The following is a 23,546-nucleotide window of genomic DNA, read 5'->3' on the forward strand; positions in this document are numbered from 1 at the left end:
CCCTGGTGCACGCCGCCGCCCTCCTCGGCTCCGGTCATCCAGTCGAGCCCGGCGGACCGTGAGAGTTCGTACCCCGCAGCGCGGTCGAGGCGCTACCATGGTGGCATGAGCGATCTCGGCGCCAAGGACGCGAGTCCCGATGTTCGTGACGAGCCCGACGGCATCCTGCGGGTGGAGATCCACGGCGAGGTCACGGAAGATCGAGTGCGCGCTGTCCTCACCGCGGTCCGGCGGGTCGCGGAGAGCGGCCGTGACGTCCTGGTGCTCGCCGACGCGCGTCACATGGGCCCTATCCCCCCTTCGGCGCGTAAGGCGGTCACGCAAGAGGTGCGGAGCACGCACATCGATGCGGTCGCGATGATCGGAGCGAGCTTTTCGCTGCGCGTGATCGTGGCGCTCCTCGCGAAGGGCGTGCAATTGCTCACAGGACAGCCCTACCCTCAGCAGTTCTTTGACACCGAGGGAGAGGCGCGCGCGTGGCTGCTCGCTCGGCGAGACGCGCTCCGGGCCGGGCGGCGTCCGGGCACCTGAGCGACCGCGCGTGTGCACGGGGGCGCTCCAGGACAGCCCGTACGGTGACCGTGCCGTGGCAGATCGCCTGATCGCGCCGTCAGGCCTGGGGCGGGTACTCGGCGAACCGCGGCAGGTCGTCGGTGATCGGGAACCAGCTCGCCTTGGAGTCGACGAAGATGTGGGCTGCGGGGCGGATGCCGGGATCGGTGTCGAGCGTGCCCGCGGGCACCACGGCGAAGCCGCGCTCGGGTGACAGGCGGGGTGCCGCGCCGCCGCAGCGCTTGCAGAACGCGACGGTGAAGAACCGCGCGTCGGGCACCTTGTAACTCGCGATCTGCGCGTCACCGTGGATCCAGCGGAAGCTGTCCAGGGCGACGAAGACGTTGGTCGCGTGCGCCGCGCTGCGCCCGAGGCGACAGCGCGCGCAGTGGCAGCTCACCATGCGCTGGGGCGTGCCGTCGAACTCGAAGGCCACGTCGCCGCACAGACAGCTCCCCTGGGTGACGCCCTCTTTCGGCTTGACCGCCGGACGCGAGACGACCGGCGCCTGCATCTCGGGCCGCCATTCCTCGAATTGCGGCAGGGAATCCGTGATCGTGTACCAGGGCGCCTTGGCGCCGACGAACTGGTGGAACTTCGGCTCGATCCCGAGATCGCCCTCCAGGTTGCCGGCATGGAGCACGGCGAGCTGCCTCTCGGGGAGGAGCATCGGCGTGGCCGAGCCGCAGGTGCCGCAGAAGGAGCGGCGGTCGCTCGCGCAGGACGGGCGGATGGCGTCCTCGCCGGCGAGCCAGCGAAAGCCGGGCAGCGGCGCGACGACGGCCGTGGTGAACGCCGTGCCGTGGAACTTGCGGCACATCGAGCAGTGACAGTTCAGCATGGTCTGGAACGGACCGTCGATCTCGAAGCGGACCGTTCCGCAAAGACATGCGCCCTTGGTCATGTTCGTATCTCCCGTGGGATGGCTTGTGCGCGCACGCTAGCACGGCGGGGTGCCCAGGCGGGCGTCCAGGTTCGATTCAAGGGCGCCCTTCACCCGAGGCGCGCCGGCCCGCGGCTCAGAGCCCCGACACCACACCCACGATCGCCTCGCTGATACGCGATAGGTCGGCTGGCTCGATGATGTAAGGCGGCATGGTATAGACCAGCTTCCCGAAAGGCCGTAACCAGACGCCGCGCTCCACGAACGCCGGCTGCACGCGCGCCGTGTCGACGGGCTGCTTGAGCTCGACAACGCCGATGGCGCCGAGAACGCGCACGTCGGCCACCGCGCCCTGCGCGCGGCACGGCGCGAGCTCGCGGCGGAGCTGCGCCTCGATGGCCGAGACGCGCGCGCGCCACGGCGAGGCGAGCAGGAGCCGGATGCTGGCCAGCGCGGCGCTGCAGGCGAGCGGATTGCCCATGTACGTCGGGCCGTGCATGAACACGCGCGGCTCGTTTCCGGCGATCGTCTCGGCCACGCGCTCCGTGCAGAGCGCGGCGGCCAGGGTCATCGTGCCGCCGGTGAGGGCCTTGCCGAGGCACATGATGTCCGGCGCGACGCCCGCGTGATGGCACGCGAACAGCTCCCCGGTGCGGCCGAAGTTGGTCGCGATCTCGTCGAAGAGGAGCAGCACGCCGTGGCGGTCGCAGAGCGCGCGCAGCTCGCGCAGGTACTGCGGGTGGTAGAAGCGCATCCCGCCGGCGTTCTGCGCGATCGGCTCGAGGATCACGGCGGCGACCTCGTGCGCGTGCCGCTCGAGCAGCGCGGCCATGCTGCTCAGGGCGTCCGGCGACCAGGGCGCGTCGAACGCCGGCCCGGGCGCTTCCGCGAACAGGTGCTGCGCGAGCGCGCCCCGGAAGAGGTGGTGCATGCCATTGACGGGATCGGTGACCGCCATCGCGCCGAACGTGTCGCCGTGGTAGCCGGCGAGCGCGCTGATCAGGCGGCGCTTCTCGGGCTGCCCCTGCGCAATGAAGAACTGGAGAGCGAGCTTGATGGCCACCTCGACCGACACGGATCCGGAGTCGGCCAGGAAGACGCGCGTCAGCGGCTCGGGCGTGAGCGCCACCAGCGTTTCGCACAGCTCGACCGCGGGCGCGTGGGTGAGCCCCCCGAACATCACGTGGCTCATCCGCCCGAGCTGGGCGCTGATCGCCGCCGTCAGCGCCGGGTGCGCGTAGCCGTGGATGGCGGCCCACCAGGACGCCATGCCGTCGATGAGCTCGCGGCCGTCGGTCAGGGTGAGGCGAACGCCCTCCGCGCGCTCGACGGCGAAGAGCGGCGCGGTCGAGATGGGCGCGGCGTAAGGGTGCATCACGCAGCGGCGGTCGCGCGCGACGAGATCGTCTCCGCCAGGCATGGCGCTCTCCGATGGCATGGCGAGGCGTCTAGCCCAGAATGCCCATCGCCACCAGGTCCGCCGGGCGCGCCGGCGACCTTGGCGCCCGGCGCCGTTCGACCGGCGGAACGCGGCCCCGGCCCCCTCCGGACGATTCCTTGAACAGGCTGTAACGTTCGGGCCCCCTCCGAGACTGTGCAGGTAGCGGGATAGCCGTCGCGGCGCCGGGGACACGCCCGGGCGCAGGGGCGCGCGCATCCATCGCACGTCGAAATACCGATGACGTCGCGCTCGAGGAGAGCCTCGCGACGATGAGGAGACATCCATGAACGGTCTGCTTCGCAAGGTCCTGCGGTCTGGCACCATGATCTCGGCCGCTGCGCTCATGTCGTCCGCGCTGCCCGGCTGCGGCGGCAGCGACACGGACGGGAGCGGCGGGCCCCAGGGCTCGGACAAGAACACGTATGTCCTCGTCCACGGCGCCTTCGTGGGCGCATGGGCATGGGACAAGGTGGTGCCGCTCCTCGAGGCCGGCGGCAACGAGGTGATCGCCCTCGATCTCCCCGCTCACGGCGAGGACCAGACGCCCGTCGCGGACGCCGGCCTGGAGGCCTATACCGACGCCGTGGTGGAGGCCATCGACAGCGCCTCGCGCCCCGTGATCCTCGTCGGCCACAGCATGGGCGGCACCGTGGTGAGCCAGGCCGCCGAGCAGCGGCCCGACAAGGTGAAGAAGCTCGTCTACCTGACCGCCTTCCTGATGAAAGACGGCCAGTCGCTGAGCCAGGAGTGGGCCGACGACGAAGGGGCCGCGATCAAGGCGTACGCGGCCGCTTCGGAGGATGGCACGACGCTGACCTTCAAGGAGGGGTGGGCCGCGGACGCCTTCTGCCAGGATTGCTCTCCGGAGGACGTCGCGCGGCTCGAGAGCCACCTGCGCGAGGAGCCCGCGAAGCCGTTCGACGAGCCGATCCATGTGACCGAGGAGAGGTGGGGGAGGGTCCCCCGGGTCTACATCGAGGCGCTCAAGGATCTCGCCATCAGCCCTGCAGAGCAGAAGCAGCAGTACACCGCCTTGCCCTGCGAGCGGGTCATCTCGATCGACGCGGGCCACGCCCCTTTCATGACGAAGCCGAAGGAGGTCGCGGACGCGCTGAGATCGCTCTGACCGGGGCGCCGGCCGTCGTCGTCCGCGGGGCGAGCCGCGCCGGAGCCGCGTCGATTGATGCGGGGCTCGGCGGCGTGATACCGTGCTCCGCGTGTCCCATGACCCCTCGGCCGCCGCCGACGGCAAACAGGCCGCACCGGCGCAGCGCGCGTCGGCCGAGGTAGGCCCGCTTCTCGCGCCCGCCGCGCCCGCCGCGCCGGGCAACGCGGCTTGGCCCGGCTGCGCGGCGCCGGCGGACGACATCGCGCTCGTCCGCCGGCTGCTCGCGGGGGACGAGCAGGCCTTCGAGCAGCTCGTGACCCAGCTCCACACACCCATGCTCCGGCTCGCCCGCGCGGTCGCCGGCCCCGCGGGCGCGCAGGAGGTCGTCCAGGAGACCTGGGCGGCGGTCTTCGATGGGCTCGTGCGCTTCGAGGGGCGCTCCGCGCTGAAGACATGGGTGTTCAGGATCCTGACGAACCGCGCCAGGACGTGGGGCGCTCGAGAGAAGCGCATGATCCCTGTCTCCTGGCTGGAGGACGGGGATCACGGGGGCGAGCCGGCGGTCGATCCGGCCCGATTCGACAGCATCGGTGACTGGGCGACTCCGCCTGTTCCGTGGACGGAGCAGAGCCCGGAGGTGCTCTTGCTGCGCAAGGAGATAGGCGCCGTGCTGCAGCGAGAGCTCGAGACGCTGGCGCCTGGACAGCGCGCGGTGGTCCTCCTGCGCGACGTGGAGGGGTGTCCTTCCGACGAGGTCTGCGAGATCCTGGGCATCGGCGAGGCGAACCAGCGGGTCCTCTTGCACCGTGGCCGATCGAAGCTCAGGGCCGCGCTCGAGCGCTACATGACGAGGGGGTGAGCGCGCATGATCGTCACGTGCTGTCAGCTGACCGAGATGATCACCGACAGGAGCGAGGGAAAGCTGTCCTCCGAGCAGGAGGAGGGCTGCGCGCGGCACCTCGCGTGGTGCGACAGGTGCCGCACCTACCTGAAGCAGATGGATCTGACGATCGACGCGCTCCAGGGGCTCCCGGGTGAGCCGCTGCACGACGACGTCCGCGCTGCGCTGTTCGCCCAGTTCCAGCGGCGGAGGACCACCGCCGACTGAGCCTGGCGCCTCGGGGGGCGCGGCGCGCTAACCCCCATCTCCGTGGAGCTCAGGCCCGTGGGCGACGCCGCGGGGGCGCCATGCCCGCCGCGCCGTTCCGCGTCTCGGCTGATCCGGCGCGCGGCGCGGCCTCGGCCGTCCCGCCGCGGGCGTCGGCCGTCCCGCCGCGGACCTCGGCCGCCCCGCCGCGGGCCTCGGCCGCCCCGCCGCGGGCCTCGCGGGACCCCGCGTCGTCACGGCGGACCTGGACCTTGCGGCCCTTCAACCGTGTGGCGCGCAGCGCCTCGATGACGGCGTCGGCCGCGTCGGCCGGGACCTCCACCGTGGAGAAGCCGTCGGCGATCTCGATGGCGCCGATGTCGCGGGAGCTCAGCGACGCCTCGTTCGCGATGGCGCCGACCAGATCGGCCGGCCGGATGCCCGCGGCGCGCCCCGCGCTGACGTACAGCCGGGCCACGTTGCCGTCGGTCTCCCGCCCCTCGCGCCGCGGCCGCGCCTGCGCCTCGCCCGGGCGCCCGCGCGGCCCCGCGGGCCCGCGCGGCGCGCGGTCGTCGCGGGCGCGCTCCGGCCCGCGCGGAGGCGGCCGGAACGACGGGATCTCCGCCTCGTCCTCCTCCCGGTCCCCCTCCGTCGCGTCGTGGGCCAGCTTCACCGCCGCCGCCGCGATGTCCATCACGTCGAACTCGTCGGCGAGCCCCTCGACCACGACCCGGAACCGCTCGGTGCCGCCCTCGATGAGCGCCTCCCGCAGCGAGGCGCGCGTCAGCTCCAGGCGCCGCGCGCGCAGGTCGGCCACGGTCGGGAGGGTGGCGGCCTCGATGCGCTGCCCGGTGAGCCGCTCGACGTTGCGGATCAGGTAGTGCTCGCGCGGCTCGACAAGCGTGATCGCCGCGCCCTCGCGGCCGGCGCGCCCCGTGCGGCCGATGCGGTGGACGTAGACCTCGGGGGCGCAGGGGACGTCGTAGTTGATGACGTGCGAGACATGCTCGATGTCGAGCCCCCGCGCCGCGACGTCGGTGGCGACGAGCAGCTCGGCCGTGCCGGCGCGGAAGCGGGCCATCACGCGATCGCGGTGCTCCTGCGAGAACCCGCCGTGGAGCGCCTGGGCCTCGTAGCCGCGGGCGCGCAGCGCCTCGGTCAGCTCGTCGACCTCGTTGCGGGTGCGGCAGAAGAGGATGGCCGACGACGGATCCTCCATGTCGAGCACCCGGGTCAGCGCGGCGGACTTGTGCGCCCGCGGCACGATGTACGCCGTCTGGCGGACGCGGGGGAGCTCGCCGGGGGCCGCCTTCTCGCCCGCGATCTTGACCCGCACCGGCTCGCGCAGGTGCCGGCCGGCGATCGCGGCGATCCGCGGGGGCAGCGTCGCGGAGAAGAGCACGGTCTGCCGCTCCGCCGGTGTGGCCGAGAGGATCTCCTCCAGGGCCTCGGCGAAGCCCATGTCGAGCATCTCGTCGGCCTCGTCGAGCACGACGGTGCGGATGCCGTCGAGCGCGATCGTGCCGCGCCCGATGTGATCGAGCGTCCGGCCCGGCGTGGCCACGATGACGTGGACCCCGCGGCGCAGCGCGCGCAGCTGCTGCCCGAACGGCTGGCCGCCGTACACGGACAGCACCTGCACGCCGAGCCGGCGGCCGTAGCGGTGCATCGCCTCGGCCACCTGCATCGCCAGCTCGCGGGTCGGCACGAGCACGAGCGCCTGGGGGGAGCCGGGCGGCTCGCCGCCGATCTGGAGGCGCTGGAGCAGCGGCAGCGCGAACGCGGCCGTCTTCCCGGTCCCGGTGGCGGCCTGCCCCAGCAGGTCGCGCCCGGTCAGGAGGTGCGGGATCGCCTCGCGCTGGATCGGCGTGGGCTCCTCGTAACCGAGCTGGGCGAGCACGTCGAGGAGGGCAGGCGCGATGCCGAGCGCGGCGAAGCTGGCGGACGAAGGGGTCGTCTCCACAGGGGTTCCCCATGTCATGGTCGCGCACCAGCGCCGCTGCAACCTGGCATTCACCGCGGGGCGCAGCGCGCGCGGCAGGCGAGCCCCGCTGCCCCGATCAGCCGAGCTTCGCGGCGAGGGCGCGGTACCGCTCCGGCAGGCGCGCGGCGTCCAGCCGGCCGAGGAGCGCGCGCGCGGCCTCCTGCGCGCGGGGGCTTCCCTCGGGCGCGCGGCTCACCGCCTCGAGGTAGAGCTCGAGCGCGCGCCTGCGCTCCGCGAGCGCCGGCGCGGCCCGGCCCCGGAGCTCGAGGATCTCGGCCTGCTCCGCGCAGAGCGCCGCGTACGCGCCGATCTTCTCGTGGTCGCCGAGCAGCGTGGCCGCGCCCGCGGCGTCGAGCCGGTCGAGCATGTCCCGCATCGGGCCGAAGAGCCCGTCGGCGGTGGTGCGGACGAGCAGCTCCGCCTCGTCGAGCTGGCCGGCGCGCCGGAGCCCGGCGATCCGGCCGATGGCCTCGGCCAGCTGCTCGATCATGCGGAGGAGGTAATCGCGCTGTCGGAGCGACATAGGGTCTTTCGTTCGAGTCTAGAGCGCCGAACACGTCGATCGAGCGAGAAATGAGCCGCCAGCCGCCAAGAACAGAGAACTCTCCTGGCGTCCCTGGCGCCTCGGCGGCTCAAGACCCCGCTCTTTCCCGGGGTTTCAGCCCGTTGGTCGCTCTGGCCGATCGCGGCTCCGCGGCGCGCGCCGGCGGTACCGGCTTTGCTCCACCGGTGGCTCACAACGGGGGTCATCAAGGCACAGGGGCCACCTGGACCGATATGTCGGCGCCCAGCGGCGGCGCTGCCTCGCCTCTCCGGCGCACGATCCTGCCGCCTTCATGGCTGGATTTCCCGCCGAGCTCGCATGGTACGATCCGGTCATGCGCACTTCGCCAATGCTCGCGCTGCTCGCCGCCGCGTCGCTCGCGGCCTGCGTTCGTTCCCCTGCGCCCGCGGCGGCGCCCGATGTCTTCGCGCCGTCCGCCGCCGACGTCGGGCCCTGGTACACGTCGGCGCCCGACCTCACGGCGACCCCACCGGGGCTCGAGACGCCGGAGCAGCGGGCCGCGCGGCTGCAAGCCAGGGCGATCCTCGTGGATGGCCACAGCGGCGTGCCCTCGCTGCTCCTCGGCGGCTCGTTCGCTCAGGTGAGCTCGGACGACGAGCTGATGGCCGCGGAGGTCGCCAGGAACAAGGCGGCGGGCGTCACCGGCGCGTTCTTCCCGATCCACGTCGGCGCGCCCGCGCCGCCTTCGGCCTCGCGGCTCGGCGGCAGCGCCGCGCGCCGCGCGCTCGATCTCATCGAGGCGACCCACCGGCAGATCGAGCGCCACCGCGAGACGCTGATGCTCGTCCGCGACGCGAAAGACGTGCGCCGCGCCGAGCGCGAAGGCAGGATCGCCGTGATCATGGGCATCGAGGGCGGGCACGCCATCGAGAACTCCCTGCCTGCGCTGCGCTCGTTCTACCGCCTCGGCGTCCGCACCATGGCGCTCACGCACATGACCACGAACGACTGGGCAGGCTCCGCGGGAGGAGCGCTCGATCCCGGGTACGTCCGCGACCGCGGCCTCTCCCCCTTCGGTGAGGCCGTGGTCCGCGAGATGCAACGGATCGGCATGCTTGTCGACGTCTCGCATGGATCGGACAGCACGTTCCAGGGCGTCGTGAAGGTGGCCAGGGCGCCGATCATCACCTCTTCCACGATGCCCGCCGCCGGCCACCGCCGCCGCGACCTCGACGATTACATGCTGCGCGCGATCGCGGAGAACGGCGGCCTCGTGATGGTGAACTCCTGGGCGCTCTTCCTGGACGAGGCGTATGCCGAGCAGTCGGCGCGCTTCGCGCAGAAGTACGGGGCGCACTTCAAGGAGCTCGGCGAGAGGCTCCCGGGCGACACGAAGGCGCTCCGCGAGGAGATCGAGAAGCTCAGGACCCAGGAGGGGCAGAAGACGCCGCCGCTGTGGCGGCTCATCGACCATATCGACCACGTGGTGAAGGTCGCGGGGATCGAGCATGTCGCCCTCGGCTCCGTCTTCGAGGGGAGCGAGGCGCTCAAGGAGGGGCTCGCAGGCAGCGCCGGGGCCCCGAACCTCACGCTGGAGCTCATCCGTCGCGGCTACTCGGACGCGGACATCCTCCGCCTGCTGGGCGGGAACTTCGTGCGGGTCCTCGAGCAAGCCGAGGCCTATGCGGCCGCGACGGAGACAACGCTGTCCGGGGATGGCAGCACGCAGCAGCTCAGCGCGGCCGAGCTGGGTGATCTGCCGGGGCAGCCCCTGCTGCCGGCGCCGCCGCCGCCGGCGCCCCCGCCGTCGCGGGGGCCGATGTCGTGGGGGGTTGTCCCGCCGTCCTCGCCGTCGCCGCAGCGACCGGTCGCGCAGCCCTCGAAGGCCGGAGCGCCGGAGTCTCCGTCCTCGGAGCTCCTGCTGTCGCGGTAGCCTCTCGCCGTCGACAGGAGGTCGCGCCGGGTTTACGGTGGCGATCCCCGGGATGCGAACGGCGGCGCGACCCCTGACCCGGCTGCGAACACCCACGCTTCCGGTGGCGCTCGCCGCCTGCGTGCTCGGCGGCGCGTGCGCGGGGGAGGCGCCGCCGGGCGGCCACGGCGGCGGCGGCCAGGGCGCGGGCGCGCACCCGGTGACGGCGACCACGTACGTGAGCGCGGCCACGGGCTTTGGAGGCGCCCTGGAGGAGCTGCCACGTGTGTTCACGGTGACCGGCGTCGTCACCGACGGCGCGGCGCCGCTCGAGGGCGCCATCGTGATGCAGGCCGGCGGGGAGCCGGCCCTCGTGACCGGCCCGGACGGCGCGTTCTCCATCGAGATCACGCGGGACATCCCGGGCCAGCCGACCGTGGTCGCGGCGAAGATCGGATACCGGACGGACGGTATCGAGTTCGAGGTCGTCCCCGACGGGCCGGTGGAGATCGCTGTTCGCCGCGCGTCGCCGCCGGACAACGCGCTCGGCTACACCTACGGCGATCCTGGGGACGGCGACCCGCACAACTCGACGCGGTTCTGCGATCACTGCCACACGACGCTCGTGGCCCAGTTCCTCGAGTCGGGGCACGCGCGGTCGGCCAGGAGCCCGCTTCTCCAGGCCATCTACGCCGGGGTCTCGATGGCTCACACGGACGAGGCCTCGTGCGGCGCCGCGGGCGGGCGCTGGAAGGCCGGACGCGTCCCTGGCAGTGATGGGGGCGCCGCGATGCGGTGTTATCTCGGGAGCGGCGTGCTGCCGGATCTCAACCCGTCCTGCGGCGGGGGAGCGCAGCCCTCGTGCGACGATCCCGCGCTGCCCGAGGCCGCGCGCCCGGCGGCGTTCGGCGGGTGCGCCGACTGCCACGCTGCCGGGATCGACGGCCCCGCGGGCGGGCGAGACCTGCTCGAGGCCACCGGCATCGCGTTCGAGAAGGGCGACCACTGCGACGCTTGCCACAAGATCCGCGACGTCGATCTGAGCAAGCCGCCCGGGGTCGCCGGGGCCCTGATCGTCCAGCGGCCGCAGGAGAGGAGCTCCCCCGATCCCTCGTCGAGGCTCCTGGAGGTGATGTTCGGTCCGCGGCCGGACGTGCCGAACAGGTTCATGGGCGGCAGCTACCAGCCGAAGTTCTCGGCCTCGGAGTTCTGCGGCGGCTGCCACGAGCAGAAGCAGGCGGCGCTCCTGCCGGGCGCGGCGCTCGATCCGGTCCGCTGGCCTGACGGGCTCCCGATCCATCAGACGTTCTCCGAGTGGGCCGCGAGCTCCTGGAACCGCCCGGCCACGCAATGCCAGGCCTGCCACATGCCAGGGGTCCTCTCGCTGAAGAGCAGCCTCGACGTGACGAACGAGGCGAACGCGAGCGTCTCGCTCGGCTTCGTCCGCCCGGCGGGGACGGTCCGCTCCCATATTTTCCGCGGCCCGCTGGAGGGGTCCCCGCGGCTCATCCGGGGCGCGGTCGAGGTCCGCATCGACGCCTCAACGGCGTCGGGCGAGCTCGCGGTCACAGTCTCCCTGGCCGGAGGCGCGGCGGGCCACGCTGTTCCGACCGGGGAGCCGATGCGCGCGCTCGTGCTGCTCGTCACGGCGGAGGCGTGCGGCGCGCCCCTTTCGCCGTCGAGTGGCATGACGGTGAACGACACCGGCGGCGCGCTCGCCGAGGCGCGCGTGGGCCAGGGCGCGGCCCTGACGGGCGCCCAGCTCGCCTGGGACGAGGGCGCGGCGCGCGCGAGGGAGGGCGACGTGGTGCGGATCGTCCGCCCGACCGGCGTTTACGACGATTACGCAGGCATTGGCCGCTTCGCGGACCCGTCGCTCGACGCCGCGGACAAGGGCCTCGAGGTCCGCGCGCCGGTCGGCGAGGCGCGGGTGGTCGCCGCGGGCGGCGGCGCGATCACCCTGAGCGGCGCGATTCCCGCGCAGGACGGGGATATCGTCTACCTGGGCGCGCCCCTCGCCGCGGCGCCCGCGGACGGCCAGCCCGCGGCCGCGTTCGCCGGCGCCGCGGGTTATACCTTCGCCAAGGTGCTCGTCGATCCGGCGGGCGCGCGGCACGCGACGCAGCACCGCGCCGTCGATATCGCCAGCGACAACCGGATCGCGCCGGGGAGCGTCGCGGTGACGTCGCACGGCTTCGCGATCCCCGCGGGCTGCTCCGCGACCGCGAACGTCACCGCCACGCTGCTCTACCGGCCTGTCCCGCTCGCCCTCGCGCGGGAGCGCGGGGCGTTTGCGCGCGATTACATGGTTGCCTCGGCGTCCTCGCCGGTGCCGCTCGACTGAGCGACCACGTAAACGTCGGTGACCCGCAGCACCGCGAGCCGATCGCGCGGATCGTACTTGCCGTTCCGATACCGCGCTGGTCTCAGGCGCTGGCGCTGGACAGGGGGCGTACGCTATGGGCCTGACCGATGAGCGAGAAGCGTGTGCAGACGTCGGGTGTGAAGGGGAGCGCCGCGCGCGCAGCGACGGAAAATAGGGAGATTTCTGCGTTTCGCGATTACCGCGACGACGCACGGCCGAGCGTGAAGGAGCTCTACCGGCTGAATCACGAGGGGCAGACTCTCGCCTTCGTGCAGGAGAAAAAGCGGCAATACCTCGGCCTCGACCGGCGCCGGATGGGCATGTGGGAGTCGCTCGAGCTGCTCGATCGGGTGGTCGACGACAGCGATCCAGACACGGAGCTGTCGCAGATCGCACATGCGCTCCAGTCCGCGGAGGCGGCGCGGCGGGACGGGCAGCCGCCGTGGTTCGTGCTGACCGCGCTGATCCACGACGCCGGGAAGATCCTGTGCACGTGGGGCGAGCCCCAGTGGGCCGTGGTGGGCGACACCTTCCCGGTGGGCTGTGCGTACTCGGACCGGATCGTCTTCCCCGAGCTCTTCGCGCGGAACCCGGACATGGCGAACCCGGAGTACCAGACGCCATGCGGGATTTACGAGGAGGGCGCGGGGCTCTCCCGGATACACATGTCGTGGGGGCACGACGAGTACCTGGTTCATGTGGTGAAGGACCACCTGCCCCTCGAGGCGCTCGCCATGATCCGGTATCACTCGTTCTACGCGGCGCACCGCGAGGGCGCGTACGGGCACCTGATGAACGAGCACGATCGGCGGATGATGGAATGGGTGCGGCGCTTCAACCGGTACGATCTGTACTCGAAGGCCGATGCCCCGCCGGACCTGGAGCGGCTGAAGCCGCTCTACAAGGACCTGATCGCGGAGTTCCTGCCGGACGAGCTCCGCTGGTGAGGGGCCGTGACGGACGAAGCGAGCGGACGGGCGTGCGTGAGCCCATGGAGATCCTGCTCGTCTCCGGGGGCCTACGAGGCACACCGCGGAGCTACCGCGCCTCATCCAGGACGATAGACCAACGCTGGAGGGGGTATCCGGGAATGGGCCCGACCGCCGCCCCAAGCTTGCTCACCCCTCCGGTGCTGTCGCCAGATCGAGCCGCCGCCCGATCGCGTCGTGCCGAGGGGATGCGATCCGTCGTCACGTCCCACCGAAGTCCCGTGGGATCCGACGGATCACGCCGGTTCGCTACCGCACCGTCGTCCCTCCGCGGCGCTCTTCTGGCGCGGCCGTCCGGGATGTGGGAGATGGGCCTGGCCCGCGGGGGCCGCGATGCATCCGATGAGCATGGCCCATTACGTCTCGGTCTTCCTCGTGTCGCTGTCGGCGATCTTCTTCGTCGTGGATCCGCTCGGCATCGTGCCGCTGTTCCTGACGATGACCGCGGGCGATCCGCCGGAGAAGGTGCGGCGCACGGCGCGGCTGGCGTGCGCCGTCGCCGGCGGGCTCATGCTGTTCTTCGCCCTCTTCGGCGGCGTCGTCTTCAAGGTCTTCGGCGTCTCGCTGGCCGCGTTCCGCGTCGCGGGCGGGCTGCTCTTGCTCGTCACGGCGCTCGACATGCTGCGCGCCCGCTCCTCGGCGACGCGCACCACCCCGTCCGAGGAGCAGGAGGGCATCGCGAAGGAGGACGTGGCGCTCGTGCCCCTGGCCATGCCGCTCCTCGCCGGGCCGGGCGCCCTCGCCACGGTGATGGTGCTGATGGCGCGCGAGGGCAACGACCCCGTGGCCATGGGGCTGGTGCTCGCCGGCGTGGCCATCACCTTCGTGGCCTCCTACTTCGTGCTGCGCGGCGCGGGGCTCGTGCAGCGAGCGCTCAAGGCGTCCGGCATGGCCGTGCTCGAGCGCGTCATGGGCCTCATCCTGGCCGCCATCGCCGTGCAGTTCATGGCCGACGGGGTGAAGGAGCTCTGGCACGGGTGACGCGCGTCCGGCGTCGCCCGGCGCGTCAGTTGAGCTGGCCCGCGCGCCGCGGCGCCTGCTTCATGCAGAGGACGAGCGCGTCGCGGAGCCGCGCGAAGGTGGAGACCCGCGACATGTCCACGCCGTCCACGAGGAGGCCGCGCGCCACGTCGGGCCGGATGCCCACGATGATCCCTTTCGCCCCGAGGAGCTCCACCGCGCCGACCAGCGACAGAAGGGTGTTCCCGAGCGAGGCGTCGATGGAGTCGACGCCTGTCAGATCGATGATCACCACCCTGGAATGGGTGTTCGACACAGCGCCGAGGAGCCCCTGCATCATCTGGTCCGCCCGGTAGAGATCGACCGCTCCGAGCACCGGCAGCATCAGCACGCCCTCCCAGACCTGGATGATCGGCGCCGACAGCGTGCGGATCGTCGCCTGCTGTTCCGCGTTGACGGCCCTCGTGCGCGAGAGCTCCTGCGCGAGGTCGTCGAGCCGCCTCAGGTTGCTCGCCGCGACCGCCTGGGCGATCTGCACGAGCTCCTCCCGCTCCCTCAGCGCATCCCCGAGCTCCCCCAGCGCCGCCGCGATCGCGCCGAGATCGTCGCCAGGGTCCGTCCCCTCGGCGAGCGCTGCGTCCGCGTCTCCCTCCTTGAGCTGCTCGATGTAGCGCAGGATCGCCCGCGCCCGCTCACCCGGCACGACGCCCCCGGAGCATCTCGCTCTTGAGCTGCTCATAGACCGTCTCCGAGACAGAGCTCGTGAAGCAGCGCGTGTGGACGAACCGGAGGCGGGCCGGGTAGGACGCCAGCCAGGTGGACACCGAGCGAAGCGTTGTCCAGGACGTCATGCAGTCTTCCACGCGGTCCTTCGTCCCCATCGCCACTCTCCCTCGGTCGTGCTTCGACCTTGACTTGTCCGGCCGATGAGCGCCTGAGGTGCCGTGTCCGCGAAGGCGCTGCCTGCCCGCAGCTGCTCAGGTTACAGGAGAATGGGGAGCTCGACGAGGGGTGTGGTCGCCGCGGTGGGGTCGGGCACAACTCAGGAGAGCGTGAAGGCGGGTTGTCGTGGAGCTCGCTTGTCGGCTGGGTGTGGCGGGCTCGGCGGCTGGACGTCGTTACGCGGCCGGGTCGCCGCGGCGCGCGCTCGGCTCTCCACGGAAGACGTGCGCGTGGGCGCGCGCGAGGTCGCCGAAGGCGCGGGGCGCGCGGCCTGTCACGCGCTGAACGACGTCGGTGACGCGGTCCTCGGCCCCGTCGCGGATGGCGAGGTCGAGGCTCACAAGGAACGCGGCGTAGGGCGATGGGATCCCCGCGCTGACGAGGTACGCGCGAGCGTCCTCCTCGCCGGCGCGGACGTGGCGTATCGCCCGGCCGGCGATGCGGGACACGATGGCCGCCACGTCATCGTAGCTGAGCGCCTCCGGGCCGGTGATGATGTGAGATGTGTTGTGCGGCGCGCTGTCGAGGAGCGCCCGCGCGGCGACCTCCGCGATATCGCCGGCGTCGACGAAGCCGACGCGGCCGCCGCCCGTCGCGGTCGTGAGCTCGCCTCGCCCGGCGATCGCCGCCGCGTGCGGGTGGCGCGGGTCGATGAAGTTCTGCATGAACCACGACGGTCGGAGGACGGTCCACTCCGGAGCGCGCTCGCGGAGCGCGCGGTGGACGAGGCCGAGCCCGGGGCTCCCCTCCGCCACGGGCGACGCGCTGAGCAGGACGAGGCGGCGAGCCCCGCTCGCGAGCGCGCGCTCGACGAAGGGCAGCATGAGCGCCGAGGGATCCTCGACCATCGCGGGCGCCACGAGGTACACGCGATCGGCGCCGCGGAGCGCCTCGTCGTGCGTCGCGGCGTCGGCCCAGTCGAAGCGGGCGTGCTCCACGCCGTCGCGGGCGGCGGGCGCCGCGCGGCTCGCGGTGCGGACGCGCGCGCCGGCGGCCGCGAGCCGCGCGGCGACGGCTCGCCCGGTGGTGCCCGTGCCGCCGGTGATCAGGACGAGCGGCCCATCGCTGCCTGCGTGCGCCCTCATGACGCCCCCTCGCGATGCGCGTCGAGCTCGCCGCCGAAGGCCTCGAGGACGGGCGCTGGATTCCAGTACTCCCGGTAGCGCACGACGCGGCCGTTCCTCGTCGCGACGATCATCACATAGTCCTGCTCGTAGCGTCTGCGCGCGGGCCCGATGGTCGCCGAGCCGTGCACCTCGGCGAGCGCGACGTCGGGATCGGTCGTCGGATACCGCCGCACGTCGCGGAGCTCGAGCCCGTGGAAGCTCTGGAGGATGCCCTCGAAATGGCGCCGGATGGCCGCCTTGCCCTCGAGGCGCGCCGGCGCGCCGAGCGCCGGCGCATACGGGAACTCGACGGTTGCGTCGTCGGCGAAGAGGTCGAGCCAGCGCTCCAGGTCACGGCCGATGAGATCGAGGAGCGCGTCGAGCGCCTGCGCGGCGTCGAGCGGCCGGGAATGCGGCAGGGGGTGCGTCATGGGATGTCCTTTCCTTTCGTGTCGGCGAGGCCAGCGTAGGGACGCCGCGATTGCCGCGCGTCCAGCTCCCCGATCCGCGCGTCCACGGTTCACGGCCGGCGCCGCCCGCGCGGCCAGTCGCGCGCGCCGGCGTGGCGCGGCCCGCCGCGTGATGTAGAGTCGATCGCGCCATGTCCGCCGCGTTCGACGAGCTGGCCCGGAGCGTCGTGCTCCGCGAGGCCGAGGTGAGGCGCTTCGCGCTCGGCGATCGCTGGGGCAAGCGGCAGCCGGCGCAGCGCGCCGCCGCCCGGGTGTATGCGGCGCTCGGCGGCGGCGGGTGGATCGACGTCGCGCGCCGGCGGCTCGCGCTCGGCGCGGGAGAGCTCGTGTTCCTGCCGCGCGCCGAGGAGCACGCCATCCGCGATCGGCCGACGACCTCGCTCGCGCACCCGGAGGCCCTCTGCCGCGGGATGCGCGCCGTGGCCGACGACGCCCTGGCCACGGAGGCCCCGCCGGAGACGCGCCTCGTCGTCGTCGACCTGCACGTCGACGCGGCGGGCGCCCCGTGGGTCGCCCTGCTGCCGCCGGCGGTGCACGTCGCGGGCGCGACGCCGGGGCTCGCGCGCTGGCTCAACGACACGCTCGCGCTGCTCGCCGGCCCGCAGGCCCTGTCGGCGGCGCTGCGCCGCTCCGTCGGCGAGGCGTGGGCGCACGCGCTCTTCGCGAGCGCGCTGCGCGACCCCGCGGCGTCGCTGCCGCGGCGGGACGCGCTCCGGGACGAGCCGATCGCGGCCGCGCTCGCGCAGGTGCGCGCCTCGCCCGAGCGCGCGTGGGAGCTCGGGGACCTCGCGCGGGCGGCCGGGCTCTCGCGATCCGCGTTCGCGGCGCGCGCGACGGCGCTCCTCGGCGAGCCGCTCGGCCATCACGTGCGCCGGCTGCGCCTCGAGCGCGCCGCGGTCCTGCTCGGCGAGACGACGCTCCCGGTGAAGCTCGTCGCCGCGCGCGTCGGCTACGACAGCGAGCCCGCGTTCGGGCGCGCCTTCGCGCGCGCCCACGGCGTGAGCCCCCTCGGCTACCGGCAGGCGAGGCGGCGAGAGCACGACGGCGCGCCCACCGTCCGTCGCGCAGGTTGACGAGAGGGAAGCGCTGCTGAGCGGCGCAGCTGGTGTCATGTCCACCCGGATCGGAACACCAGCTCCCACGCGCCGGCGCGTGGTGCGCGGCTTTCGGCGCGGCGCGCCCTGCTGATGCCGTATCCTCCTGCGGATGCGGCAAGGCGCGAGGATAGGTGTCCTGCTCGTCGCGATGGCGGCGTGCGGCGGCGATGGCGATGATGCGGAGTCCACCGCCGGCGCCGGAGGCTCCACGCCGGGCGCGGGCGGCGTCGGGGGCTCCACCTCTGGCGCCGGCGGCGTCGGGGGCTCCACGCCCGGCGTCCCGGCCTACGGTCGTTTCGGCCAGGCCACGACCACCTTCACGCTGCCGGAGCCGGCCCCCAGGGAGGGCGAGCTCCCGGAGATCGCCTATCCCGATCTCGCGGGGTCGTTCCCGGAGGTCGACTGGAGCGCGCTCGATCGGCTCTACATCCCGGCTGGCCACTACCGGAGCATCCTGCTCGGCGGCCTGCCCGAGCGGAGCGCGGAGCGCCCGCTCGTGATCACGAACCTCGGCGGACAGGTCGAGGTCGGGGGCGACGCCGCCAACTACGTGTTCGTGATCAAGGGCGGAAAGGGCTGGATCCTGACCGGCCGCCACGATCCAGTCTCGAAGACCGGAGACGAGGGGTTCCGGGGTCACGCCGAGGGCGCGTTCGCGCATGGCCAGGGGACGTACGGCATCTTCATCGACGACGCGTTCAGCAAGGAGGGCCTCTCTGGGCTGGCCATCGGCGGAGGAGCGTCGGATTTCGAGCTGGATACCCTCGAGGTCGCGCGCGCCGAGTTCGCCGGCATCGTCGCCAAGACCGACGACGACGGGCAGGCCACGATGCGCAACGTGAAGATCCACGACCTCTACGTGCACGACGTCGGCTCGGAGGGCATCTACTTCGGCAGCACCCAGGCGCAGCCGCAGCACGCGTTCGAGCGCCTCGAGGTGTACGACAACCGGTTCCTCCGCACCGGCACCGAGGCGCTGCAGGTCGGGCAGCTCGGCTCGGACTGCGAGATCCACCACAACGTCCTCGGGCCGGGCGCGGTCCGGTGGCGGTCGGCGTTCGACCATTACCAGGACGGCAACGTGCAGTTCGGCCAGCGCTATGGCAGCTCGAGCTTCCATCACAACGTCGTGATCGGGACGGGCGACCTCTTCGTCGAGCTGTTCCCGACGCGCGTGGACGGCGATCCGCGCTCGCCCTCGGACACGGTCTCGTTCACGGACAACTACTTCGCCGACACGTCGCTGAGCGGGGTGTACACGCACGCCGTCGACACCGGCGCCACGATACGCTTCGAGCGCAACGTCTTCCTCGGGTTCCACTTCAACTACAATGAGGTGTACCCGGACATGGACGCGCCTGTGCAGGTCTTCGCCGTGGGCAGCAACGCGCCGAATCCGCACATCCTGAAGGGCAACCGGGTGGACGGACCTTATCCGTTCATCATGTGGCTCTTCGACAGCGTGCAGGCCGAGGACAATCCAACGGTCGCGGTGGAGCGGGTCCGCTTCCGCGACTTCATGGGGGGCGGCCTCGACGAGAACTACCGGCGCCTGGAGTGGTGGACCGACCGCGCGACGCTCAGCCCGGATGAGCGCGCCGTGACGTACCCCAAGGGAGCCTACGTCCTCCACCAGGGCGCGCTCTACGAGGCGCTCGCCGAGAGCCAGGGCAAGCAGCCCGACCAGCACCCCGACGTGTGGCGCGCGCTGCCGGCCCCCGCGGACGACGTTCGCCTGAGCGCCGACTCGCCGCACCAGGGGCTCGGCGTCCGCTGGCCGCCGCCTTAGCGGCTCTCATGACCGAGCGTGCGCGCCCTCTTCGAGTAGCCCCAGGGCGTTGCGCGCGAGGGGGAGGCGCGCTCGCGCGCCCCTGCTGGCCGGACCCGCGTGCGCCCTGGGCTCGACGCGAGAGCTCACCGAGGATCGAACTCGACGCCCGGTCGAATCACCTGCGACGTCCGCAAGTAGTTCAGTGGTGAGTGATCGGCAAGGGACGGAGGGTTCCCTGTCCACCGGGAGGCCAGGAGCGCCAGGTCTCTGATGATGGGCTGCTCGCGGACGCCCTGGAGCTGGTCCATCACCCAGGAGAGGCCGGCGAGGGCGACGCGCAGCGATCCGACGCGTGATTGTGCAACCGACCCGTCCCGGTATTGCCATCCTGTCTCGGTCGCTTCGTACTCCTGCCCAAAGTGCTCGAACGCCCCCATGGTCCGCGGAGGCAGCGATGGAACGACATCCCAATGGTAGACGTGCCGGAAGAGCCTCGCGCCGAAATCGGTGTGGCATTTGCGCGCGAACGCCTTACCCCCCACCATCGGCTGCCCGAACGTGTAGACGCCGCGGAGCACCTCACGAAACGCCCCGAGCTCTTCGTCGGCATGGATGAGCGCCGCCGCTATCGCGGCGATGGCGCCGCCCAGGCTGTGGCCAGTGATGTAGAGCGCCTTCAGCTTGGACTCGCTTCCGTCGCCCCTGTGCGAGGTCCCGCAACACCTCGCATTCTTCTCGGCTCCGGTGGCGTGAATTCCATGGCCACGCCTCGCGTCCTCGAGCCACGCTTTGATCGGCGGCATCAAGGCCCTGACGGAGCGGAGGAAGCCTCCGTGGACGCTGCCGACGGCATAGAACGGGTCTGGCTTGGAGCTCAGGTCCGTCAGCAGGTCGATCATCTTCGTGAGCTGCGTCCCACGGAAGCACAGGATCCCGAGGCGCATGTCTGCGCTCTGGATCATGTACGCGGCCGGATTGAGGAGGAGCGCGTCGTTCTGGAACGATGCGGCCGCATAGTAAGCCGGGCAGATCCTGACCTGCATCTGCCTGCGAAACGTGTCCGGATCAGAGTAGGCCCACGTCGAGGCGGCGGCGAGCACGCCCGCCACCTTCGAATCATAAACCCCAGGAGCGAGCTGCACGAGATAATCGGCGAGCTCTGCTCCTGAGCTGGTGCAGCAGAGGAGCTCCCTCAACCTGCCGACGATCCGATCCGGATCTTGCCCTGACATATCAGCGGGTAATATTTCTTTTACTTCCCGCAAAACGTCCTCGCTGCTGCGGACGCCGATGCCTTCGTTGGGCTTGGGATAGGTGTAAAAATCCATCGATCTGCCGCAGCATGGCTCAGGGGATCGCGCAGTCAAGCCTGCTCGGTGCCAAGGGCATCACGGTGAGCTCATGGGGAGTATCGATAATTCGGCTGGAGTTCGGCGTCCTTGATCTCCGAGAGCCTCGCGAGGTGCGCAACGACGCTCTCGGCATCACTGCTCGTGGCGATGCAGGCATAATAGTTGAGATCTCCGTCCTCGTCGGGGAAGAGCCGCCCGACGTCGAGGACGTTCGCCATCGCGCGGAGCTCGGTGAGGATCTCGGCTATTCGCTTGCTGGTCGACGACGGCGCGAAGCGAAAGAAGATCGTTCTGCAGCGCGATCGCGGCATGATGCTGATGCTGTATCATGATGTCACGATGTCAAGCGACTTCATGGCTGCCGGCGACGCGCGCCCATGTCTCGTCCTGCTCCCGGTCTCCGTGCTGGGGCCCCCTTGTGCGCGCCGCCTCATCGCGAAGCTCCACCGGCCTGCCCCTGCGTAAGGAGCCTGTAGAGATTCAGTCGTCCGTGACCGTAGTCGTCCGTGCGCTCGCGCCCCGCCATCCCGGGGACCTTCTCGGCGCTGGCCGCGAGCTTCCGCGCCACATCGGCAGGGGTCAAGCCGGGTTGTTGCGCCTTCAGGAGCGCCACGGCGCCCGTCACGTGCGCCGCGGACATCGAGGTGCCATGCAGGATGCCATGAACGAGCCCGCGGAGGCGCGGCGTACCCGGCCTGTTCTCGCCGTCTCGATACTCTGCGTCGAACCCGGTCTGTCCTGGGTAGCGCGGCAGCGTGGACAGGATACCCACGCCGGGCGCCGAGATCGCCATATGTTCGCCGCGGCTCGACGACGAGGCGACCACGTCATCCGATGTGGTGGCACCGACGGCGATCACGCCGGTGCATGCCGCCGGGTACTCTCTGGGATTCCCTCGCTGGCCGGCGTTACCCATGGCTGCCACGACGGATATGCCGCGACTGATGGCGTCGCGGATGAGGTCCGCGTAGAAGTCGCTCGGCTCCGGGCTGCCGACGCTGAGATTGATCACGTCCACCCTCTCCCGGATACACGCCTTGAGCGCGCGAGCGTACATGAGCGGCTTCACGTAATACACGAAGCAATTGTCGTCCTCGCAATATTCGGGGGCGTCGAAGATCTTCCAGACGTGCACGCTGCACTTGCAGATCCCATGTCTTGTCACCTCGCCTTGCTCGTCGCCAGCGATGATCCCGGTCACGTGTGTACCGTGACCCACGACGTCCTGATCCGACGTCTCGACGGGCGTGCTGCCGCAATCATGACAGTACGTCTTCACGTTGCTGCCCAGGCCCGGGTGGGCCTGGTCGACGCCGGTGTCGAGCACCGCGACCTTGACGGCCGAGGCGTCGGGGCGCAGCAGGGTGGCTCCTTGACTCTGGAGCGTGTCCCAGCCGATCTTCGCGAGGCTCCATTGCGATGCTGTGTCGGAGGGCCTCGCCCGGTGAGCGTCGGCGAACAGGGCGTACCTCGGCACTCGCTCTGCATAGACGAAGGCCTTGTCCTCGGAGAGCCTCTTCACTATGTCAATGGTGTCGACGGTGGGATCCAGCTCGTACATGGACACCCCGTCGGTCGCGCTTCCCGCGTCGTGCGGCGCGCTCTCGAGCGCCTCTCGCCGGCGCTGGCCCGCGAACGGCGAGGCATTCGGGCGGGCCTCGCCTGTCGGTCGCGGCGCGGGATCGTCCTCCAGGATGGGCGTGACGCGGCGGATCAGCCCCGCCCGTTGGAGCTCCTGCAAGCGCGTCAGGCCTGGGTGTTCGGCGGCGTTGCCCGACGCCTTGCTGGTATCCATCGGCGCGCGGCCGTCGTCAGGACGGGTGGAACGTATTTTCGCGAAGAATAGGTTTCTATGATAACGTTCGTCTTGGTCCGGCATGCTTCGCCTCCAGTGTGTTTCGCGCGTCTTCTGTGTCACGTTGGACGGAATGAAGAGCTCAACAGCTGACGCCAGCCTTCGCTTGCACCGTGTCGGCATCGTCCTTCGCGGTAGCGCTCATGGGGCAGGATGCCTCAGGACCGCAAGGGCAAAACGCAATCGGGGAGCACCACCCCGACCGAGGCGTGCGGGTCGCCCGGGTCGGGTCGCGCGGCGGGGAGACGGGTGACAGGGCAGCGAACGGCCGGGAGTAGCGCTGCGTATGCCTGCGCGAACAGCTCGGCTATGCGCCCTCGCGCTATACGACCTGAACGACCTGAGCCTACGAGGGCATCGCGCGTGCTCGATGACGTGCTGGCGCCGCCTGCCCGTTTCCTCCTCCCTGGTGGGCCCCATGGCGCAGCGGTAACATCGCGCTTCCAGCACTGGGACAGATCGCGTAGGACATGTCCTGTCGCCGGAGAAGAGCGGCGCTTCGCTCTTGATATCCTCGAATCGTTGTACTCCCCCTCGTCCCCCCGCTTTGCGTGACGGACCTCCATGAAGCTCTTCTACGCTCCCACGTCCCCCTTTGCCCGCAAGGTGCGGGTCGCCGCCCACGAGATCGAGGTGGGCGATCGGATCGAGCTCGTGCTGGTCAATCCCTGGTCGGACGCGGAGCTGCGGTCCCTGAACCCTCTGGCCAAGGTCCCGACGCTGGTCCGGGACGATGGACAGGTGCTCTTCGAGTCGGCGCTCATTTGCGAATACCTGGACCACCTCGCGGCAGGCGGTTTGTATCCAGCGCCGGGAGAGGCGCGGTGGAGCGCCTTGCTCCGGCAGGGAATCGCGGACGGCGTCAACGCTGCTGCCGGACGCCTCTTCGCGGACGAACATCGCTCCTCCAACGAGCGATCGAACGGCGTCATGCAACGCCAGGCGGCTGCCATCGAGGCCGGCCTCGACAGGCTGGAGCGGGACGCCGGAACGCTGTCGGAGGGGCTCGCGGACATCGGCGCGGTCTCGGTCGCCTGCGCGCTCGGCTACCTCGACTTCCGCTGGCCCGATCGGGCGTGGCGAAGCGGCCGGAACGGCCTGGCGCGCTGGTTCGCCGTCGTCGGCCAGCGCTCGTCCATGGTCGCCACGCAGCACCGCTCGCCTTGA

22 protein-coding genes are annotated in these 23,546 nt (G+C 71.4%); 11 read left to right on the forward strand and 11 right to left on the reverse strand.

Annotation, left to right across the window (positions count from 1 at the left end):
- Positions 1–105 precede the first annotated feature (105 nt).
- Positions 106–531: an STAS/SEC14 domain-containing protein gene (locus WMF45_RS03870; protein ID WP_437715615.1), complete on the forward strand. Its 426-nt coding sequence runs from the start codon at positions 106–108 to the stop codon at positions 529–531.
- A gap of 79 nt (positions 532–610) precedes the next feature.
- Here WMF45_RS03870 and WMF45_RS03875 read toward each other — a convergent pair whose 3' ends face one another.
- Entirely contained in the window at positions 611–1,456 is an 846-nt protein-coding gene (locus WMF45_RS03875) for a GFA family protein (RefSeq protein WP_437715616.1), read from the reverse strand.
- 115 nt (positions 1,457–1,571) lie between these two features.
- The gene (gene bioA, locus WMF45_RS03880; RefSeq protein WP_437715617.1) at positions 1,572–2,855 is read right to left on the reverse strand and encodes an adenosylmethionine--8-amino-7-oxononanoate transaminase; all 1,284 of its coding nucleotides are present in this window, start codon (positions 2,853–2,855) and stop codon (positions 1,572–1,574) included.
- Positions 2,856–3,159: 304 nt separating this feature from the next.
- Between bioA and WMF45_RS03885 the strand changes: the two genes are divergently transcribed.
- The 3 genes from WMF45_RS03885 to WMF45_RS03895 all read left to right on the forward strand — a co-directional run bounded on the left by WMF45_RS03885 (position 3,160) and on the right by WMF45_RS03895 (position 5,092).
- Complete coding sequence (locus WMF45_RS03885; protein WP_437715618.1) at positions 3,160–4,002, forward strand: alpha/beta fold hydrolase; 843 nt, start codon at positions 3,160–3,162, stop codon at positions 4,000–4,002.
- Between the two features lie 82 nt (positions 4,003–4,084).
- Entirely contained in the window at positions 4,085–4,843 is a 759-nt protein-coding gene (locus tag WMF45_RS03890) for an RNA polymerase sigma factor (protein WP_437715619.1), read from the forward strand.
- A 6-nt stretch (positions 4,844–4,849) separates the two neighbouring features.
- A complete protein-coding gene (locus tag WMF45_RS03895) occupies positions 4,850–5,092 on the forward strand; it encodes an anti-sigma factor family protein (protein ID WP_437715620.1) in 243 nt (80 codons plus the stop codon).
- A gap of 49 nt (positions 5,093–5,141) precedes the next feature.
- Here WMF45_RS03895 and WMF45_RS03900 read toward each other — a convergent pair whose 3' ends face one another.
- On the reverse strand, positions 5,142–7,052 hold the full coding sequence (locus tag WMF45_RS03900; RefSeq protein ID WP_437715621.1) for a DEAD/DEAH box helicase: 1,911 nt from the start codon (positions 7,050–7,052) through the stop codon (positions 5,142–5,144).
- A 79-nt stretch (positions 7,053–7,131) separates the two neighbouring features.
- Positions 7,132–7,578 carry a hypothetical protein gene (locus WMF45_RS03905; RefSeq protein ID WP_437549557.1) on the reverse strand — a complete coding sequence of 149 codons (447 nt, stop codon included), beginning with the start codon at positions 7,576–7,578 and terminating at the stop codon, positions 7,132–7,134.
- A gap of 355 nt (positions 7,579–7,933) precedes the next feature.
- Between WMF45_RS03905 and WMF45_RS03910 the strand changes: the two genes are divergently transcribed.
- The 4 genes from WMF45_RS03910 (at position 7,934) to WMF45_RS03925 (ending at position 13,807) form a co-directional block, all read left to right on the forward strand.
- Positions 7,934–9,493, forward strand: a complete 1,560-nt coding sequence (locus WMF45_RS03910) for a dipeptidase (protein ID WP_437715622.1) — start codon at positions 7,934–7,936, stop codon at positions 9,491–9,493.
- Positions 9,494–9,596: 103 nt separating this feature from the next.
- The gene (locus tag WMF45_RS03915; protein WP_437715623.1) at positions 9,597–11,816 is read left to right on the forward strand and encodes a hypothetical protein; all 2,220 of its coding nucleotides are present in this window, start codon (positions 9,597–9,599) and stop codon (positions 11,814–11,816) included.
- 128 nt (positions 11,817–11,944) lie between these two features.
- Positions 11,945–12,784, forward strand: a complete 840-nt coding sequence (locus WMF45_RS03920) for an inositol oxygenase family protein (RefSeq protein ID WP_437715624.1) — start codon at positions 11,945–11,947, stop codon at positions 12,782–12,784.
- A gap of 390 nt (positions 12,785–13,174) precedes the next feature.
- A complete protein-coding gene (locus WMF45_RS03925) occupies positions 13,175–13,807 on the forward strand; it encodes a MarC family protein (protein WP_437719486.1) in 633 nt (210 codons plus the stop codon).
- Positions 13,808–13,832: 25 nt separating this feature from the next.
- Here WMF45_RS03925 and WMF45_RS03930 read toward each other — a convergent pair whose 3' ends face one another.
- The 4 genes from WMF45_RS03930 to WMF45_RS03945 form a co-directional block, all read right to left on the reverse strand.
- Positions 13,833–14,489 carry an STAS domain-containing protein gene (locus tag WMF45_RS03930; protein WP_437715625.1) on the reverse strand — a complete coding sequence of 219 codons (657 nt, stop codon included), beginning with the start codon at positions 14,487–14,489 and terminating at the stop codon, positions 13,833–13,835.
- Positions 14,479–14,667, reverse strand: a complete 189-nt coding sequence (locus WMF45_RS03935; RefSeq protein ID WP_437715626.1) for a hypothetical protein — start codon at positions 14,665–14,667, stop codon at positions 14,479–14,481. Before WMF45_RS03935 ends, WMF45_RS03930 begins: the two co-directional genes overlap by 11 nt.
- 237 nt (positions 14,668–14,904) lie before the next feature.
- The gene (locus WMF45_RS03940) at positions 14,905–15,813 is read right to left on the reverse strand and encodes an NmrA family NAD(P)-binding protein (RefSeq protein ID WP_437715627.1); all 909 of its coding nucleotides are present in this window, start codon (positions 15,811–15,813) and stop codon (positions 14,905–14,907) included.
- Positions 15,810–16,265 carry a nuclear transport factor 2 family protein gene (locus WMF45_RS03945; protein WP_437715628.1) on the reverse strand — a complete coding sequence of 152 codons (456 nt, stop codon included), beginning with the start codon at positions 16,263–16,265 and terminating at the stop codon, positions 15,810–15,812. Before WMF45_RS03945 ends, WMF45_RS03940 begins: the two co-directional genes overlap by 4 nt.
- A 170-nt stretch (positions 16,266–16,435) precedes the next feature.
- Between WMF45_RS03945 and WMF45_RS03950 the strand changes: the two genes are divergently transcribed.
- Together WMF45_RS03950 and WMF45_RS03955 are read left to right on the forward strand one after the other, a co-directional pair.
- Positions 16,436–17,377, forward strand: coding sequence for a helix-turn-helix domain-containing protein (locus tag WMF45_RS03950; RefSeq protein ID WP_437715629.1), 942 nt, complete (start codon positions 16,436–16,438; stop codon positions 17,375–17,377).
- A 133-nt stretch (positions 17,378–17,510) separates the two neighbouring features.
- Positions 17,511–19,190, forward strand: coding sequence for a right-handed parallel beta-helix repeat-containing protein (locus WMF45_RS03955; RefSeq protein WP_437715630.1), 1,680 nt, complete (start codon positions 17,511–17,513; stop codon positions 19,188–19,190).
- Between the two features lie 125 nt (positions 19,191–19,315).
- On the opposite strand, the gene WMF45_RS03960 is transcribed toward WMF45_RS03955, so the two are convergent.
- From WMF45_RS03960 to WMF45_RS03970, 3 genes are all read right to left on the reverse strand, one after another.
- Positions 19,316–20,500, reverse strand: coding sequence for a lipase family protein (locus WMF45_RS03960; protein ID WP_437715631.1), 1,185 nt, complete (start codon positions 20,498–20,500; stop codon positions 19,316–19,318).
- 71 nt (positions 20,501–20,571) lie between these two features.
- Complete coding sequence (locus WMF45_RS03965; protein WP_437715632.1) at positions 20,572–20,835, reverse strand: hypothetical protein; 264 nt, start codon at positions 20,833–20,835, stop codon at positions 20,572–20,574.
- A gap of 119 nt (positions 20,836–20,954) precedes the next feature.
- The gene (locus WMF45_RS03970) at positions 20,955–22,319 is read right to left on the reverse strand and encodes a S8 family peptidase (RefSeq protein WP_437715633.1); all 1,365 of its coding nucleotides are present in this window, start codon (positions 22,317–22,319) and stop codon (positions 20,955–20,957) included.
- 624 nt (positions 22,320–22,943) lie between these two features.
- On the opposite strand from WMF45_RS03970, the gene WMF45_RS03975 reads away from it, so the two are divergent.
- On the forward strand, positions 22,944–23,546 hold the full coding sequence (locus tag WMF45_RS03975; protein ID WP_437715634.1) for a glutathione S-transferase N-terminal domain-containing protein: 603 nt from the start codon (positions 22,944–22,946) through the stop codon (positions 23,544–23,546).

The sequence above is a fragment of the Sorangium sp. So ce448 genome, from assembly GCF_051520915.1.
Taxonomy (GTDB): domain Bacteria; phylum Myxococcota_A; class Polyangia; order Polyangiales; family Polyangiaceae; genus Sorangium; species Sorangium cellulosum_B.